This is a genomic window from Micromonospora inyonensis (genome assembly GCF_900091415.1).
GTDB classification, from domain to species: domain Bacteria; phylum Actinomycetota; class Actinomycetes; order Mycobacteriales; family Micromonosporaceae; genus Micromonospora; species Micromonospora inyonensis.
Genome location: NZ_FMHU01000001.1, coordinates 1,527,075 through 1,546,203, shown reverse-complemented (window position 1 = coordinate 1,546,203; position 19,129 = coordinate 1,527,075). Strand labels below are relative to the sequence as shown.

Annotated in this window: 6 protein-coding genes; 4 read left to right on the top strand and 2 right to left on the bottom strand. The window is 70.9% G+C overall.

Features of this window, described 5'->3' with window-relative positions:
* Positions 1-289: 289 nt before the first annotated feature.
* The gene (locus GA0074694_RS06980; RefSeq protein WP_091454202.1) at positions 290-13,525 is read left to right on the top strand and encodes a hypothetical protein; all 13,236 of its coding nucleotides are present in this window, start codon (positions 290-292) and stop codon (positions 13,523-13,525) included.
* A gap of 160 nt (positions 13,526-13,685) precedes the next feature.
* Here the strand turns inward: GA0074694_RS06980 and GA0074694_RS06975 are convergent, their stop codons facing one another.
* Complete coding sequence (locus tag GA0074694_RS06975) at positions 13,686-14,579, bottom strand: IS982 family transposase (protein WP_091454198.1); 894 nt, start codon at positions 14,577-14,579, stop codon at positions 13,686-13,688.
* 224 nt (positions 14,580-14,803) lie between these two features.
* On the opposite strand from GA0074694_RS06975, the gene GA0074694_RS06970 reads away from it, so the two are divergent.
* Positions 14,804-16,150: an IS4 family transposase gene (locus GA0074694_RS06970; protein ID WP_281189712.1), complete on the top strand. Its 1,347-nt coding sequence runs from the start codon at positions 14,804-14,806 to the stop codon at positions 16,148-16,150.
* A gap of 70 nt (positions 16,151-16,220) precedes the next feature.
* On the opposite strand, the gene GA0074694_RS06965 is transcribed toward GA0074694_RS06970, so the two are convergent.
* Positions 16,221-17,345 (bottom strand): IS630 family transposase, encoded by a 1,125-nt coding sequence (locus tag GA0074694_RS06965; RefSeq protein WP_245714574.1) that lies wholly within the window; start codon positions 17,343-17,345, stop codon positions 16,221-16,223.
* Between the two features lie 97 nt (positions 17,346-17,442).
* On the opposite strand from GA0074694_RS06965, the gene GA0074694_RS06960 reads away from it, so the two are divergent.
* On the top strand, positions 17,443-17,781 hold the full coding sequence (locus GA0074694_RS06960; protein ID WP_141713988.1) for a hypothetical protein: 339 nt from the start codon (positions 17,443-17,445) through the stop codon (positions 17,779-17,781).
* 31 nt (positions 17,782-17,812) lie between these two features.
* A complete protein-coding gene (locus GA0074694_RS06955; RefSeq protein ID WP_091454189.1) occupies positions 17,813-19,126 on the top strand; it encodes an IS701 family transposase in 1,314 nt (437 codons plus the stop codon).
* Positions 19,127-19,129: the final 3 nt, after the last annotated feature.

Sequence of the window (19,129 nt, the reverse complement as noted above, 5' to 3'; positions counted from 1 at the left end):
GGGGTGGTGGGATGAGCGCGTTGAGTGATGAGGAGCTGTTGGTCGAGGTGTGTGCGGCCCTGGATTTCAGGGCGAGGCGGTGGGCCTCTGTCGTTGTGTCTGGGTGAAACGGAGGCCATCGGTTCCGAGCTGGTTGCGGACATGAGTGGCGGTGCGCGGGGCTGCTTCGCGTGGGAACGAGATGGCCGACGGCCGAGGCGTTGGTGCGCTGCTGGGTGATTGGCATTGAGTGCCCCTTGGTGGGGGTGGGGAGGGGGCGTTGGCGGTGGCTGAGGCTGCGGTTCCTTCCGTGGGTCTCAGTGAGTCGTCGAAGCGGGCGTTGGAGGCGTTCACCGGGATGCGGTTGCACCGGTCGAATCTGCCGGTGTTGGCGTATGACCTGAACGCGTTGGAGGTGCTGGCGGATCGGGTGCGGACCCTGTTGGTTCCGGAGCTGATCCAGGTGATCAAGGTGGTTGGGGCGGCGGGGGAGGGTGAGGTCTTCGACCGGTTCGTGGCGCAGACGGCTCCGTTCGTGGAGTTGTTGGACGGGGTCGCCGATGTGAAGGTCGGCGTGGCTCAGGCGATGCGGGGCTTCCTGAACCAGATGGAGCTGACGGATCGTCAGGCGCTGGTCATGTTCGTCTTCATGATGACGGAGTTGGCGGTCGCGTTCGCGATGGCGTTTGTCCTGCCGGTGGAGGCGGCGGCGCACATCGTGAAGGTTCGGACGATCATCCAGACGATCCTGCGGTCGTCGATGGTGCGGGCGGCGGCGAGCAGCACGGCGATCCAGATGTTGTTCATGCCGGGGTCGTCGTTGTTGGCGCAGATCAGCATGTTGGCTGATGGTCTGGTGCCGGGGGTCGACTGGGGGCAGGTCGGTAAGCAGGCGTTGTACGGGTTGGCGGTGGCGGGTGTGACCACGGCGGCCGGGCCGGCGTTGGGCCGGTTCGCCGGGGTCGTGGGTGGTGGTCTGGCGAAGTTCGAAGTGTCGGATGCCACGCGTGACCTGTTGACCAGCCTGTTGATGGTGCCGGTGTCGGAGGTCGGCCTGGAGGTGGTCGGCGACGTCGCCGCCAGCTACATCGTCGACGGGACCTACGACCCCGGTGGTCTCGGTATGGCCGTGATTTCCGGGGCGTTGTCGGGGTCGGGTGAGTTGGGCGCGTCCGGGGCCGGGGCCGCTGCGCGTCGCGTGGCTGTCGGTTTGGGGTTCAATCCGACCCGGCCCCGGTGGAACATGCCCGCCGGTACCGGTTTCACCGCCGACGGCAGGCCGGTCGCTCCGGTCACTCCGGCACCGTCCACGTATCAGCCGGAGGTCGACGATCCGGCGGGTGCGGGCTCTGGCGGGCAGGCCCCGGTGCCCGTCCCGCTGGTGTCGGCACCGTCGCTGTCGCCACCGGCGCCTGCGGCGCCTGAACCGATGCCGGTGCGGTCGTGGTCGGTGCCGGACCTGCCGGTGCCGTCGTGGTCCGTGCCGAGCTTCTCGGTGCCGCTGGTGCCGGTGCCGGAGTGGGTAGCGGTCGCTGGTGCGCTGGTGGTGGAGCAGTGGCAGCGGTTCCAGCGGGAACTGGTGGACCACTATGGTGGACTGCTGGCCGGGATGGGGCAGGCGCGGCAGTTCCTGGCCGCGCTTCCCGTGTCGGTTGAGCGGGTGTTCGCCGGGTGGGTCGACGCCCGGCGGGGTGATCGGGCTGTTGCGGCTTTCCTGTCCGCGGTCGGTCTGCCCGCTGCCGCGTTGACCGAGGGGTATCTGACGGGTGTCCGGCAGCGGGCGGTGGCCCGGGTGGTCGAGGCGTTGGCGTTCTCCGGTGGGCGGATCCCGGCCGAGGTGCGGGCGCGGCAGGTGATCGCCGGGCTGCCGGCGGAGTTCGACCGGCAGGCGCTGCGCTCGCTCGCGCACCTGGCCGTTCAACACCACATCGACCAGTACCTCGCCGCCGGCCTACCCACAGGCCCCGGCACGCCGACAGGCGCTGGGGCGGTGGTGCCGTCCGCTGGCGTGCTCAGGGCGGTCGAGGGCGGCGTGTGGAGCCAGGTGGGCCGTGGGGTCGATGTGATCCTCGGTGCCCCTGCCGTGCTGCCGGGTGTGGTGGCGGGTCCCGACGCCGGGCAGGTCAGTGCCGTGGCGGGGGTGGTCCGGCAGGCGGTTACCGACCTGTCCGCCCGTTTCTCGGCCGTGACGGTCCCCGGTGTCACCGGGGCGGCCGCCGGTGTGGCTACGGTCGATGTCGAGGAAGGCGGGCGTGTCGGCGGGCCGGCGGTGCCGGTGATGTCCGAGCGGCACACCGCGGCGGCGGCTGGTCTGGCGCAGGCCCAGTTCACCGCGTTGGCCCGCCGGTACGGTGTCGATCCGGCCGGTCATGCGGCGTTGGTCACCTCGTTCCAGCGGGAGTGGGTGGACGGGTACCACAAGGTGCTCGTGTCGGCCGGCGGGAGCGTGACGCCCGGGACGGCGGATGTGGTCGGGGCCCTCGGTACGGTGCCGGGTGGTGTCAGCTCCCGTGTCGGTGGCATGTCGATCGTCGACGTCGTCAGCGTCGGTGATACGGCGTCGGTCAGTGACGTGTCTGTGGCAAGCGGTGGAGTGTTCAGCCCCGATCTCGGCTCCCGGGACACGGATTCGACCGGTTTCAGGGACTCGGGTTCGATCAGTGGTGTGTCGTTGCTGGACGAGTCGATCAGTGCCGGCTCTGGCGGTCTCGGCGAGCGGGCCGTCGCGGCGACTGGGCCGGCCGTGGAACGAATCCACGATCTCGCCAGCGGCGGCTACGGCCGTGCCAGCGACGCTCAGCTGCGCCGGCTCGCTGCGGACCTCGGTATCCAGGCGGCGTCGCCGGACGGGGTCCTGCCGCGGCTGTTCGAGGTGTCCAGGGATGTCGTCATGGCGGACACGTTCAGCGGTGTGTACTTCGCCGACCCGGTGGTGGCGGATCTGGACGCGGCGGCGGATCGCACGGCGGCGCAGGCGCTGCCGTCGGTGGAGGGATGGTTCACCATCGCCGGGCACCGGAACCTGGCCGAGCGGCTGGCCGACGATCCGGTGCGTCAGGCCTTGTTCCTCCGGATGATCACCGCCTCGCCCGCCTGGCAACACGCCGTCGCGCAGGCGCGACAGCGCGGCGGCGGCATACCCGATATCTTGCTGGTCTGGTGCGACGCGGCATGGCGGGGACCGGGGCAGGCCACCTCCTTCGGTGAATGGTTGCGCACCCAGCTCCGTGCCCGGCGGCTGATGTCGTCCACGCACGAGGTGGACCAGATACCCGGCGAGCTGCGGCCACACGGGGACGAGCCGGTGCGGTCGGTGTTGTTCTCGGATGGTTCGGTGGAGTTGTTCGGGCCGGATCTGGTGGAGGCGGTACGGACTGCGGACATCGTCGAGAACGGTCAGGAACCCGGCGTGCGCTGGCCGGATCAGGAGGACTTCGTCGCCGCTGGCGGTCGGCACCGGTGGGCCGGTAACACCTCAGGCGGGCAGTCGCCCGATCCAGCGGAAGGCGGCGACCCGTCTGGTCCTGGCCCGGTGTCCGCTGCCCAGTGGGTGTGGGGCCCGTCGCGGGATCCAGGGGCGCAGTTGCCGGTGCCGGGCCCTGCCCTCGGACCGGACCGCCCGCAGGGTGAGGACCTGTCCTGGCTGGACGACTGGGGTATGTTGCCGATGTCCGGGCTGGTACCTGCCCCGCTGGCGGGCACGGGTCTGCCAGGGCTGCCCGGGCCGTTGGACGACCCGTACGCCCCCACCGCGTCGTCCTGGCCGGCGGGGTGGGCGGAACCGGGGTGGCCGGTACCCGGCATGGGCGTGACCGACGGGCACGGTGCGGCGATGTCCACCGACTTCGACCAGCCGAGCATCGACAATCAGGCCAGCGACGGCGGGAACCTCGGCGACTGGGCCGGAGACGGCGGGAACCCCGGCGACTGGGCCACCTACCAGGGGCCGGACATGGACTGGCAACCATCCCTCGCACCCTCCCCAGCGGTGGCCCGCACCGACGCCGGCACTGTCCACGCCGGCGACACCCTCCATCACCCGGCCGACGAGCCACCCACCACGCCCGCCTCGCCGCAACCCGACCAACCCCAACCCCAACCCCAACCCCAACCCCAACCCGCTGCGGGCAGCCGGCGGGTGCGCGACCCGGGCGAGGCCCGGGCGCTGTTCGACCAGCACGCCGGCCACATCGCCACCACAACACGGCAGCGGGAACAGCTGCGGCAGTTGTGGAACACGCTGATCGACCGGATGGACGACAACGGGATCATCACCGCCAGCGAGCCAGACCTCGCCGAGGCGACATCCGCACCGCAGCCGACGGTGCATCACCGGATCGGGGTATTGCGCGACCGTGGTCTGCTGCAGCTGGTGCAGGAAGGTCGCGGTGGCGTGGCGGCACGGTACGGGGTGAGCGATCCGGGTCAGCCCCGGCAAGCACCACTGCCGGCCCTTCCCGAAGGCAGCCAGTGGCTGCGCGACCCGGATGAGGCCCGGGCGCTGTTCGACCAGCACGCCGGCCACATCGCCCCCACAACACCGCAGCGGGAACAGCTGCGGCAGTTGTGGAACGCCCTGATCGACCGGATGGACGACAACGGGATCATCACCGCCAGCGAGTCAGACCTCGCCGAGGCGACATCCGCGCAGCAGTCGACGGTGCATCGCCGGATCGGGGTATTGCTGCGCGGCAGTGCTCTGCTGCAGTTGGTCCGGGAAGGTCACGGTCGCGGGGCGGCGCGGTACGGGGTGAGCGATCCGGGTCAGCCCCGGCAAGCACCGCTGCCGGCCCTTCCCGAAGGCAGCCGATGGCTGCGCGACCCGGGCGGGGCCCGGGCGCTGTTCGACCAGCACGCCGGCCACATCGCCACCACAACACGGCAGCGGGAACAGCTGCGGCAGTTGTGGAACGCCCTGATCGACCGTATGGACGGCGACGGGATCATCACCGCCAGCGTGTCAGCCCTCGCCGAGGCGACATCCGCACCGCGGCAGACGGTGCATGACCGGATCGGGGCATTGCTGCGCGGCAGTGCTCTGCTGCATCTGGTGCAGGAAGGTCGCGGTGGCGGGGCGGCGCGGTACGGGGTGAGCGATCCGGGTCAGCCCCGGCAAGCACCACTGCCGGCCCCTCCCGAAGGCAGCCAGTGGCTGCGCGACCCGGGCGGGGCCCGGACGCTGTTCGACCAGCACGCCGACCACATCGCCCCCACAACACCGCAGCGGGAACAGCTGCGGCAGTTGTGGAACGCCCTGATCGACCGGATGGACGACAACGGGATCATCACCGCCAGCGGGTCAGACCTCGCCGAGGCGACATCCGCACCGCAGCCGACGGTGCATGCCCGGATCGGGGTATTGCGCGACCGTGGTCTGCTGCAGCGGGTCCGGGAAGGTCGCGGTCGCGTGGCGGCGCGGTACGGGGTGAGCGATCCGGGTCAGCCCCGGCAAGCACCGCTGCCGGGCCCTGCCCTCGGACCGGACCGCCCGCAGGGTGAGGACCTGTCCTGGCTGGACCCCGGGGCTACGGTGCCGATGTCCGGGCTGGTACCTGCCCCGCCGGCGGGCACGGGTCTGCCAGGGCTGCCCGGGCCGTTGGACGACCCGGACGCCCCCACCGCGTCGTCCTGGCCGGCGGGGTGGGCGCAACCGGGGTGGCCGGTACCCGGCATGGGCGTGACCGACGGGCACGGTGCGGCGATGTCCACCGACTTCGACCAGCCGGGCATCGACGATCAGGCCAGCGACGGCGGGAACCTCGGCGACTGGGCCGGCGAGGGCGGGAACCTCGGCGACTGGGCCACCTACGAGGTGGACCCAGCCGGTTCGCTCGATGTGGACCCGGCCGATCTGCTCTATCCGTTTGAGGCCGTGGGCACGGAACCCGACCCCGCGCCGCAACCGATGGATCCGCCCCGGCCGCAGGCCCCGCCCGGCCCGACATCATGGTCGCCGCCCAACGGCGACCAGCCCAGCCAGTTCCCAGGGACTCAGTCGTTCCCGCCCGGACCGGGCATGCAGGATCCGGCACCTCAGTCGCCGATGTCCGGGCTGGTACCTGCCCCGCCGGCGGGCACGGGTCTGCCAGGGCTGCCCGGGCCGTTGGACGACCCGGACGCCCCCACCGCGTCGTCCTGGCCGGCGGGGTGGGCGCAACCGGGGTGGCCGGTACCCGGCATGGGCGTGACCGACGGGCACGGTGCGGCGATGTCCACCGACTTCGACCAACCGGGCATCGACGATCAGGCCAGCGACGGCGGGAACCTCGGCGACTGGGCCGGCGAGGGCGGGAACCTCGGCGACTGGGCCACCTACCAGGGGCCGGACATGGACTGGCAGCCATCCCTCGCGTCCTCTCCAGCGGTGGCCCGCACCGACGCCGGCACTGTCCACGCCGGCGACACCCTCCATCACCCGGCCGACGAGCCACCCACCACGCCCGCCTCGCCGCAACCCGACCAACCCCAACCCCAACCCGCTGCGGGCAGCCGGTGGGTGCGCGACCCGGGCGAGGCCCGGGCGCTGTTCGACCAGCACGCCGGCCACATCGCCACCACAACACGGCAGCGGGAACAGCTGCGGCAGTTGTGGAACGCCCTGATCGACCGGATGGACGACAACGGGATCATCACCGCCAGCGAGTCAGACCTCGCCGAGGCGACATCCGCACCGCAGTCGACGGTGCATGACCGGATCGGGGCATTGCGCGGCAGTGCTCTGCTGCAGCTGGTCCGGGAAAGTCGCGGTGGCGGGGCGGCACGGTACGGGGTGAGCGATCCGGGTCAGCCCCAGCAAGCACCACTGCCGGCCCTTCCCGAAGGCAGCCAGTGGCTGCGCGACCCGGGCGGGGCCCGGGCGCTGTTCGACCAGCACGCCGGCCACATCGCCACCACAACGCCGCAGCGGGAACAGCTGCGGCAGTTGTGGAACGCCCTGATCGACCGGATGGACGACAACGGGATCATCACCGCCAGCGGGTCAGACCTCGCCGAGGCGACATCCGCACCGCGGCCGACGGTGCATGACCGGATCGGGGTATTGCGCGACCGTGGTCTGCTGCAGCTGGTCCGGGAAGGTCGCGGTCGCGTGGCGGCGCGGTACGGGGTGAGCGATCCGGGTCAGCCCCGGCAAGCACCGCTGCCGGGCCCTGCCCTCGGACCGGACCGCCCGCAGGGTGAGGACCTGTCCTGGCTGGACCCCGGGGCTACGGTGCCGATGTCCGGGCTGGTACCTGCCCCGCCGGCGGGCACGGGTCTGCCAGGGCTGCCCGGGCCGTTGGACGACCCGGACGCCCCCACCGCGTCGTCCTGGCCGGCGGGGTGGGCGGAACCGGGGTGGCCGGTACCCGGCATGGGCGTGACCGACGGGCACGGTGCGGCGATGTCCACCGACTTCGACCAGCCGGGCATCGACGATCAGGCCAGCGACGGCGGGAACCTCGGCGACTGGGCCACCTACGAGGTGGACCCAGCCCGTTCGCTCGATGTGGACCCGGCCGATCTGCTCTATCCGTTTGAGGCCGTGGGCACGGAACCCGACCCCGCGCCGCAACCGATGGATCCGCCCCGGCCGCAGGCCCCGCCCGGCCCGACATCATGGTCGCCGCCCAACGGCGACCAGCCCAGCCAGTCCCCAGGAACTCAGTCGTTCCCGCCCGGACCGGGCATGCAGGATCCGGCACCTCAGTCGCCGATGTCCGGGCTGGTACCTGCCCCGCCGGCGGGCACGGGTCTGCCAGGGCTGCCCGGGCCGTTGGACGACCCGGACGCCCCCACCGCGTCGTCCTGGCCGGCGGTGGCCCGCACCGACGCCGGCACTGTTCACGCCGGCGACACCCTCCATCACCCGGCCGACGAGCCACCCACCACGCCCGCCTCGCTGCACCCCGACCAACCCCAACCCCAACCCCAACCCGCTGCGGGCAGCCGGTGGGTGCGCGACCCGGGCGGGGCCCGGGCGCTGTTCGACCAGCACGCCGGCCACATCGCCACCACAACGCGGCAGCGGGAACAGCTGCGGCAGTTGTGGAACGCCCTGATCGACCGGATGGACGACAACGGGATCATCACCGCCAGCGGGTCAGACCTCGCCGAGGCGACATTCACACTGCGGCCGACGGTGCATGACCGGATCGGGGTATTGCGCGACCGTGGTCTGCTGCAGCGGGTCCAGGAAAGTCGCGGTGGCGTGGCGGCACGGTACGGGGTGAGCGATCCGGGTCAGCCCCGGCAAGCACCACTGCCGGCCCCTCCCGAAGGCAGCCAGTGGCTGCGCGACCCGGATGAGGCCCGGGCGCTGTTCGACCAGCACGCCGGCCACATCGCCACCACAACACCGCAGCGGGAACAGCTGCGGCAGTTGTGGAACGCCCTCATCGACCGGATGGACGACAACGGGATCATCACCGCCAGCGGGTCAGACCTCGCCGAGGCGACATCCACACCGCAGCCGACGGTGCATCACCGGATCGGGGTATTGCTGCGCGGCAGTGCTCTGCTGCAGTTGGTCCGGGAAAGTCGCGGTCGCGTGGCGGCGCGGTACGGGGTGAGCGATCCGGGTCAGCCCCGGCAAGCACCGCTGCCGGGCCCTGCCCTCGGACCGGACCGCCCGCAGGGTGAGGACCTGTCCTGGCTGGACCACGGGGCTACGGTGCCGATGTCCGGGCCTGCACCTGCCCCGCCGGCGGGCACGGGTCTGCCAGGGCTGCCCGGGCCGTTGGACGACCCGGACGCCCCCACCGCGTCGTCCTGGCCGGCGGGGTGGGCGCAACCGGGGTGGCCGGTACCCGGCATGGGCGTGACCGACGGGCACGGTGCGGCGATGTCCACCGACTTCGACCAGCCGGGCATCGACGATCAGGCCAGCGACGGCGGGAACCTCGGCGACTGGGCCACCTACGAGGTGGACCCAGCCGGTTCGCTCGATGTGGACCCGGCCGATCTGCTCTATCCGTTTGAGGCCGTGGGCGCGGAACCCGACCCCGCGCCGCAACCGATGGATCCGCCCCGGCCGCAGGCCCCGCCCGGCCCGACATCATGGTCGCCGCCCAACGGCGACCAGCCCAGCCAGTTCCCAGGGACTCAGTCGTTCCCGCCCGGACCGGGCATGCAGGATCCGGCACCTCAGTCGCCGATGTCCGGGCTGGTACCTGCCCCGCCGGCGGGCACGGGTCTGCCAGGGCTGCCCGGGCCGTTGGACGACCCGGACGCCCCCACCGCGTCGTCCTGGCCGGCGGTGGCCCGCACCGACGCCGGCACTGTTCACGCCGGCGACACCCTCCATCACCCGGCCGACGAGCCACCCACCACGCCCGCCTCGCCGCAACCCGACCAACCCCAACCCCAACCCGCTGCGGGCAGCCGGCGGGTGCGCGACCCGGGCGAGGCCCGGGCGCTGTTCGACCAGCACGCCGGCCACATCGCCACCACAACACGGCAGCGGGAACAGCTGCGGCAGTTGTGGAACGCCCTCATCGACCGTATGGACGACAACGGGATCATCACCGCCAGCGAGTCAGCCCTCGCCGAGGCGACATCCACACTGCAGCAGACGGTGCATCGCCGGATCGGGGTATTGCGCGACCGTGGTCTGCTGCAGCGGGTCCAGGAAAGTCACGGTGGCGTGGCGGCACGGTACGGGGTGAGCGATCCGGGTCAGCCCCGGCAAGCACCACTGCCGGCCCCTCCCGAAGGCAGCCGATGGCTGCGCGACCCGGGCGAGGCCCGGGCGCTGTTCGACCAGCACGCCGACCACATCGCCACCACAACACCGCAGCGGGAACAGCTGCGGCAGTTGTGGAACGCCCTGATCGACCGGATGGACGACAACGGGATCATCACCGCCCGCCTGTCAGACCTCGCCGAGGCGACATCCACACCGCAGCCGACGGTGCATCACCGGATCGGGGCATTGCTGCGCGGCAGTGCTCTGCTGCAGCTGGTCCGGGAAAGTCGCGGTCGCGGGGCGGCGCGGTACGGGGTGAGCGATCCGGGTCAGCCCCGGCAAGCACCGCTGCCGGGCCCTGCCCTCGGACCGGACCGCCCGCAGGGTGAGGACCTGTCCTGGCTGGACCACGGGGCTACGGTGCCGATGTCCGGGCCTGCACCTGCCCCGCCGGCGGGCACGGGTCTGCCAGGGCTGCCCGGGCCGTTGGACGACCCGGACGCCCCCACCGCGTCGTCCTGGCCGGCGGGGTGGGCGCAACCGGGGTGGCCGGTACCCGGCATGGGCGTGACCGACGGGCACGGTGCGGCGATGTCCACCGACTTCGACCAGCCGGGCATCGACGATCAGGCCAGCGACGGCGGGAACCTCGGCGACTGGGCCGGCGAGGGCGGGAACCTCGGCGACTGGGCCACCTACGAGGTGGACCCAGCCCGTTCGCTCGATGTGGACCCGGCCGATCTGCTCTATCCGTTTGAGGCCGTGGGCACGGAACCCGACCCCGCGCCGCAACCGATGGATCCGCCCCGGCCGCAGGCCCCGCCCGGCCCGGCATCATGGTCGCCGCCCAACGGCGACCAGCCCAGCCAGTCCCCAGGGACTCAGTCGTTCCCGCCCGGACCGGGCATGCAGGATCCGGCACCTCAGTCGCCGATGTCCGGGCTGGTACCTGCCTCGCCGGCGGGCACGGGTCTGCCAGGGCTGCCCGGGCCGTTGGACGACCCGGACGCCCCCACCGCGTCGTCCTGGCCGGCGGGGTGGGCGCAACCGGGGTGGCCGGTACCCGGCATGGGCGTGACCGACGGGCACGGTGCGGCGATGTCCACCGACTTCGACCAGCCGGGCATCGACGATCAGGCCAGCGACGGCGGGAACCTCGGCGACTGGGCCGGCGAGGGCGGGAACCTCGGCGACTGGGCCGGCGAGGGCGGGAACCTCGGCGACTGGGCCACCTACGAGGTGGACCCAGCCGGTTCGCTCGTTGTGGGCCCGGCCGATCTGCTCTATCCGTTTGAGGCCGTGGGCACGGAACCCGACCCCGCGCCGCAACCGATGGATCCGCCCCGGCCGCAGGCCCCGCCCGGCCCGGCATCATGGTCGCCGCCCAACGGCGACCAGCCCAGCCAGTTCCCAGGGACTCAGTCGTTCCCGCCCGGACCGGGCATGCAGGATCCGGCACCTCAGTCGCCGATGTCCGGGCTGGTACCTGCCTCGCCGGCGGGCACGGGTCTGCCAGGGCTGCCCGGGCCGTTGGACGACCCGGACGCCCCCACCGCGTCGTCCTGGCCGGCGGGGTGGGCGCAACCGGGGTGGCCGGTACCCGGCATGGGCGTGACCGACGGGCACGGTGCGGCGATGTCCACCGACTTCGACCAGCCGGGCATCGACGATCAGGCCAGCGACGGCGGGAACCTCGGCGACTGGGCCGGCGAGGGCGGGAACCTCGGCGACTGGGCCACCTACGAGGTGGACGCAGCCCGTTCGCTCGATGTGGACCCGGCCGATCTGCTCTACCTGCTTGAGGCCGTGGGCACGGAACCCGACCCCGCGCCGCAACCGATGGATCCGCCCCGGCCGCAGGCCCCGCCCGGCCCGACATCATGGTCGCCGCCCAACGGCGACCAGCCCAGCCAGTTCCCAGGGACTCAGTCGTTCCCGCCCGGACCGGGCATGCAGGATCCGGCACCTCAGTCGCCGATGTCCGGGCTGGTACCTGCCCCGCCGGCGGGCACGGGTCTGCCAGGGCTGCCCGGGCCGTTGGACGACCCGGACGCCCCCACCGCGTCGTCCTGGCCGGCGGTGGCCCGCACCGACGCCGGCACTGTTCACGCCGGCGACACCCTCCATCACCCGGCCGACGAGCCACCCACCACGCCCGCCTCGCTGCACCCCGACCAACCCCAACCCCAACCCCAACCCGCTGCGGGCAGCCGGTGGGTGCGCGACCCGGGCGGGGCCCGGGCGCTGTTCGACCAGCACGCCGGCCACATCGCCACCACAACGCGGCAGCGGGAACAGCTGCGGCAGTTGTGGAACGCCCTGATCGACCGGATGGACGACAACGGGATCATCACCGCCAGCGGGTCAGACCTCGCCGAGGCGACATTCACACTGCGGCCGACGGTGCATGACCGGATCGGGGTATTGCGCGACCGTGGTCTGCTGCAGCGGGTCCAGGAAAGTCGCGGTGGCGTGGCGGCACGGTACGGGGTGAGCGATCCGGGTCAGCCCCGGCAAGCACCACTGCCGGCCCCTCCCGAAGGCAGCCAGTGGCTGCGCGACCCGGATGAGGCCCGGGCGCTGTTCGACCAGCACGCCGACCACATCGCCACCACAACACCGCAGCGGGAACAGCTGCGGCAGTTGTGGAACGCCCTGATCGACCGGATGGACGACAACGGGATCATCACCGCCAGCGGGTCAGACCTCGCCGAGGCGACATTCACACTGCAGCAGACGGTGCATAACCGGATCGGGGCATTGCGCGACCGTGGTCTGCTGCAGCTGGTGCAGGAAGGTCGCGGTGGCGGGGCGGCGCGGTACGGGGTGAGCGATCCGGGTCAGCCCCGGCAAGCACCACTGCCGGCCCCTCCCGAAGGCAGCCAGTGGCTGCGCGACCCGGGCGGGGCCCGGACGCTGTTCGACCAGCACGCCGACCACATCGCCACCACAACACCGCAGCGGGAACAGCTGCGGCAGTTGTGGAACGCCCTCATCGACCGGATGGACGACAACGGGATCATCACCGCCAGCGAGTCAGACCTCGCCGAGGCGACATCCGCGCAGCAGCCGACGGTGCATCACCGGATCGGGGTATTGCGCGACCGTGGTCTGCTGCAGCGGGTCCAGGAAAGTCGCGGTGGCGGGGCGGCGCGGTACGGGGTGAGCGATCCGGGTCAGCCCCGGCAAGCACCACTGCCGGCCCTTCCCGAAGGCAGCCAGTGGCTGCGCGACCCGGATGAGGCCCGGGCGCTGTTCGACCAGCACGCCGGCCGCATCGCCACCACAACACCGCAGCGGGAACAGCTGCGGCAGTTGTGGAACGCCCTGATCGACCGGATGGACGACAACGGGATCATCACCGCCAGCGAGTCAGACCTCGCCGAGGCGACATCCGCGCAGCAGTCGACGGTGCATCGCCGGATCGGGGCATTGCTGCGCGGCAGTGCTCTGCTGCAGCTGGTCCAGGAAGGTCACGGTCGCGGGGCGGCGCGGTACGGGGTGAGCGATCCGGGTCAGCCCCGGCAAGCACCGCTGCCGGCCCCTCCCGAAGGCAGCCGATGGCTGCGCGACCCGGGCGAGGCCCGGGCGCTGTTCGACCAGCACGCCGACCACATCGCCACCACAACACCGCAGCGGGAACAGCTGCGGCAGTTGTGGAACGCCCTGATCGACCGGATGGACGACAACGGGATCATCACCGCCAGCGAGCCAGACCTCGCCGAGGCGACATCCACACTGCAGCCGACGGTGCATGCCCGGATCGGGGTATTGCGCGGCAGTGGTCTGCTGCAGCGGGTCCAAAAAGGTCGCGGTGGCGTGGCGGCGCGGTACGGGGTGAGCGATCCGGGTCAGCCCCGGCGGAACGTGTCAAGGGATTGAGGCCAGCGGGAGTTGATACTCCAACGTCACTTGGCTTCGCTGTGGGCGTGGCGTGGGCATGAGGACGGCCACCGCGCTGATCATCGATGGTTTGTGAGGACAACCGAAGATCGCGCGATGGCCGTGGGCCACAGCCTAGACGAGTAGTTCCGAAACCCGGTCAGTGGTCGTAAGCGATCAGTGACCGGGTGACGGGGGCGCCGGTCTTGTTGTTGTGCCAGATCGCGGCGGCCATGGCGAGCAGGCGTTGGGCGACACGGACAGCAACACCGGCGAAGGTCCGTCCGCCGTGTTGTTCCAGGTCAAGCTGACCCTTGAGGGTGTCGTTGACCGACTCGATCAGTTGTCGGACCTTCTTGAGCATCGGCTCGCCGTAGCGGGCCTTCTCCCGCTTGCGCGACGGGCGCAGCAGTTCGATGCCCTGCTCGGCCAACTGCCGCTCGAACGGCTTGGAGGCGAAGCCCTTGTCGCTGATCAGCAGGATCCCGTCGTGCTCGGCGACCACGCCGGCCTCGACGTCCAGCATCGCGGCGAGGACCTCGCGTTCGCCGATCTTCGGGTTGGCCAGGGCCCACAGGATCGGCATGCCGGTCGGGGTGCACACCAGGTAGAGCCGCAGGCCCCAGAAGAAGCGGGAGTGTGAGGCGCAGTAGCCGTATCCGGCCCAGCCGGCCAGGTCGGAGCGTTGCACGGTGGGGCGGGACAAACCGCAGGGTATCGGCGTGGAGTCGACGATCCAGTGGTTGTCGAACCAGAAGTCACTGTCGCGGGCCAGGTCCCGGATCGCCTTCTTGATCAGTGGGAGGGCGGCGCGGAGCCGTTTGTTGTAGCCCGATCGCTGCGGCAGGTAGGGGAACATGCCGGCCAGGTGGATACGGGCGTAGCGGATCCAGTGGGCCTCCGAACGGGCACCGAGCAGGACCTGCGCCACGGCCAGGCAGACCAGCTCGGAGTCGGTGAGCAGCGGTGGCCGGCCTCGCCACCGGGGCGTCCGGATGGTGTCGTCGATCTTCACGTAGAGTGCGGTCAAGAGGGTGTCCAAATCTTGCGTCACAACACGATCTTGGACGCCCTCTCTTCATGCCCAGACATCGACCCCTGACATCGGAACTACTCGTCTAGTGCCAACGCCGCTCGGTTAAGGCGTTGTGGTGGCTGTCGAGGGGTGTGTCGTTCGGGCATGAGGAAGCGGAGTTCCGGTATTGAGGTGAGTCACTCCAAGACACCCTCGAGACCAGGAACTCCGCTTTGGTTGATCAGATTGCCATAACCCGTACGGTGAGGGTAGCCGCGGGTGTGTTCGCACCGGGTCATCTGGGTGAGTTGACCCAGTTCATACCCTTCGAGATGGTCGATGAGATCCTCGCTGCGACCCGCCGTACGCAGCAGCGGATCCGACTGCTGCCGGCCCGGGTGGTGGTCTATCTCGTTCTGGCAGGTTGTCTGTTCGCCGAACTCGGCTACGGGCAGGTGTGGCAGAAACTGACCGCCGGTCTGGCCGGGCTGGGCCTGGCCGAGCCGTCCTCGGGGACGTTACGTGAGGCACGGCAGCGGCTCGGGTCCGCGCCGCTGCGGGCGTTGTTTGATCTGCTCCGTGGCCCGGCCGTCACCACGGCGAACCATGCCGTGCGCTGGCGGGGGCTGCTGGTGACCGCGATCGACGGGACCATGATGTCGGTAGCCGACGCCGAGGCGGTCCGGGACCGTTACCGCAAACAACGGGGTAACCACGGCGGGGCCGGCTACCCGGCAGTGAGGCTGAGTGTCCTGCTGACCTGCGGCACCCGCTCGATCATCGACGCCGTGTTCGGCCCGGTCAGCACCGGTGAACTCGACCAGGCCCGCACCCTGGCCCGTAGCCTGCGGGCCGGGATGCTGTTGCTGGCCGACCGTAACTATGCCGCCGCCGACCTCATCACCACACTCGCCGCGACCAGGGCCGACCTGCTGATCCGCTGCAAGAACGGCCGCCGCCTGCCCGTGATCACCCGCTACCGCGACGGGTCCTGGCTCTCGACGATCGGCACGGTACGGGTGCGGGTCATCGACGCCCAGATCAGCGTCACCACCACCGACGGCATCCGCACCGGTGGCTACCGGCTGATCACCACCCTGCTCGACCCGCACACCCATCCCGCCGGCGAATTGATGAAGCTGTATCACCGCAGATGGGAGATCGAAACCGCCTATCTGGAGCTGAAATCCAGCATCCTCGGCGGCCGGGTCCTGCGTGCCCGCACCCCCGGCGGCATCGACCAGGAGATCTACGCCCTGCTCACCGTCTACCAGGTCCTCCGCACCGCTATGACCGATGCCACCGACAGCCAGCCCGCCACCAGCCCCGACCGGGCCAGCTTCACCATCGCCCTGAACACCGCCCGCGACCAGATCACCAACGCCGCCGGCGTCATCGCTGACACGGTCATCGACCTGGTCGGCGCCATCGGCCGCGTGGTCCTGGCCCACCTGCTACCCGACCGCCGGATCCGGGTGAAAACCCGGATGATCAAACGCTCGAACTCCAAGTACCAAGCCCGCGGACCCAACATAGACCGGCGCAGCTACAAAGCCACCATCGCAATCGACATCATCACAAACCATTGCGAAACACCCGCCGGACCTTAACCGAGCGGCGTTGCGTCTAGTGCAGCAGATCGCAAGTCCTGTTCCGGTTGCTGGTGACGCTGTGTGACGGTCATGCGGCCTTGGCTAGGTCGTCCCGGGTGGGCTTTTGGTGCTGGGGGTGGCGTGCGAGGTAGCGGGCGTGCTCGGCGTCGGCGTCGTAGCGCCAACGGTAGGGGCGGGCGGTGCGGTTGTAGCGGATGGTGAACGCGGTGATCTTGGCTTCGAGGTCGTCGCGGGATGTGAAGTCGCCGCCGCGCAGGACGCGGCGGGTCAGGGCGGAGAACCACTGCTCGATCATGTTCAGCCAGCTGGCGTGCTTGGGAGTGTGGGTCACGCTGAAACGGGGGTGGGCGGCGAGCCAGGCGCGGGTGGCCTTGGACGTGTGGGAGGAGCCGTTGTCCATGACCAGGTGGATGCGCAGGGCGGGGTCGGTGTTGCGGTCGAGCATGGCCAGGAAGCGGATGAAGTGCGCGGAGTCGTTGCGCTCGATGCGCTCGGCGACCACCTGGCCGGTGGCCACGTCCATGGCGGCGACGATGGAGACGGTCCCGTGGCGCTTGTACTCGAACTCCACGCGCCGGTCACGGCCGGGCAGCGGGCTCTGGGTGGGGCGGATGCGAGAGCGGGCCTGGATGCCGGTCTTCTCGTCAACGCTGACGAGGAGAGTGTCAGCGGGGATGTCGAGGTAGAGGCGGCACACAGCGCCGGCCTTGGCCCAGAACGCGTCATCGTCGGCACGGTTGAGCCAGCCGCGGACCTTGTGTGGGCGCACCCTGGCCTCGGTCAGGGTGCGGCGCACGGTCGCGCGCGAGAGCGCCATGCCTCGTTCGGCCAGATGCTCGGCGATCAGCGTCTGAGTCCAGCGGGCGGCCCCCTCGGGAGGCAGGGAGGTGGCCACGGCGATGACGGCCAAGCGCTCGCTGGGCCCGTACCGTTCGGGCCGCCCGCTGCGCGGGCGGTCGAACAGGCCCGGCACGCCGCGGCGTACGAAGCGCAGCCGCCACCGGCGCACGGCCGGCTCGCTGCAGCCCACTTCGACGGCAATCGCGCTGTTGGCCAGACCGTCGGCGGCCAGCAGCACGATCCTTGCGCGCAGCGCGACTGCCTGCGGGCAACTCGCGGCGCCGACCATGGCCAGCAGCTTGCGCCGCCGACGGGCGCTCAGATGCAGCGCGGCGGCGGGCGGATGGGCCATCGGGGACACTCCGGGACGAGAGAGGACAGGGGTAGCAGCCATCATGCCGCGCGCGTCCCCGGACCCGGCCGGACCGGCAGTGCGCGACACTCTCCCCGTGCCCGTTCCGCCACGCCCGCTCAAGGAAGAGGTCGACGACCACGTCGACCACCGCGCCATCACCAGCGGCCGCTGGCCCGCCCTCACCGAAGTCGACACCCGCTGGCGCGGCTCCTTCGGCTACTTCGCGGCTCTGATCGGCCCAGAGGAAAAGCAGGAGCGCATCCCGCTGTGCCGCATCGAGTACCTCGGCGGCAACCGGTGGGCCTTCGCCCTCTACGACCCCGCCTCCAACTCCTACACCCCCCAACACCTGCACACCGGCCAGTGGGAGGGCAGCCCCGACGACGCCTTCGACACGGCCGCCCTCGTCCACCTCGCCGACTACGAAGCGTAAGCAAACACAGGACACTCATCCCGAACAGGACTTGCGACCTGCTGCACTAGACCTTGACCGGTACCGGATCATCCTCGACGAGGCGGTGGCGCGTGTCGCCGGCCGGTTCGTGCGGGCGGAGCCACGCGCGACCGCCGGGCAGTTCGTGGAAGGGCTGCTGTCGGGCGTGGAACGCAAAACCTGCTGGTCCCTTGCTGAACGGGCAGGCCACGCCGATCCGCAGGTGATGCAGCGGCTGCTGCGCACAGCGGTGTGGGACGTCGACGCCGTCCGCGATGACATACGGGACTGGCTGGTCGAGCAACTCGGCCACCCCGACGCAGTGTTGGTCACCGACGAGACGGGCTTCCTCAAGAAGGGCGTGTGTTCGGTCGGGGTCCAGCGGCAATACACCGGCACCGCCGGACGGGTCGAGAACAGCCAGGTCGGGGTGTTCCTGGCCTACGTGACCCCCGCGGGCCGGGCGCTGATCGACCGCAGGCTCTACCTACCCGAGACGACCTGGTGCGGTCGCCCCGACCGCCTCACCGCCGCCGGCGTGCCGAACGACGTCGGTTTCGCCACGAAACCGGCCCTGGCCCGACAGATGATCGCCGCCGCCTTCGACGCTGGTGCCCCGGCCTCCTGGGTCACCGCGGACGAGGTCTACGGCGCTGACCCCGGCCTACGCGCCGACCTCGAACACCGCAGGATCGGCTACGTCCTGGCCGTCGGCTGCGACCGACGCGTGCACGTCAACGACGACCGCACCCTCGTACGCGTCGACGAGGTCGCCGAGCGGATCCCCACCGAGTGGCAGCTGCACAGTTGCCGGCCGGGAGCGAAAGGACCCCGCGACTACCTGTGGGCCTGGATCACCACCGCCACCCGGCCCGGTGAGCACCGCTGGCTACTCATCCGCCGCAACCGCACCACCGGTGAGCTGGCCTTCTACCTGTGCTGGTCACCCCGACCGGTACCACTGCACACCCTCGTGACCGTGGCCGGCTCCCGCTGGAGCATCGAAGAACTGTTCCAAACCGGCAAAGACCAGGTCGGCCTGGACCACTACCAGGTCCGCGGCTGGACCGGCTGGCACCGGTCCATCACCCTGGCCATGCTCGCCCTGGCCGTCCTGACCATCCTCACCGCTCAACAGCCCGACGCCGACCCGAAGATCATCGCGTTGACCGTCGCCGAGATCCGCCGGCTCCTGAACGCCCTCGTACTCACCCGGCCGCTTCCACCAGAACACACCCTGCACTGGTCGATATGGCGACGAACATCCCAAGCCCGAGCCCGACGATCCCACTACCAGCGCAGACTCAGAGGTCGCGCGGAATGGTGGGTTGATCGGCGCGCCTGAACG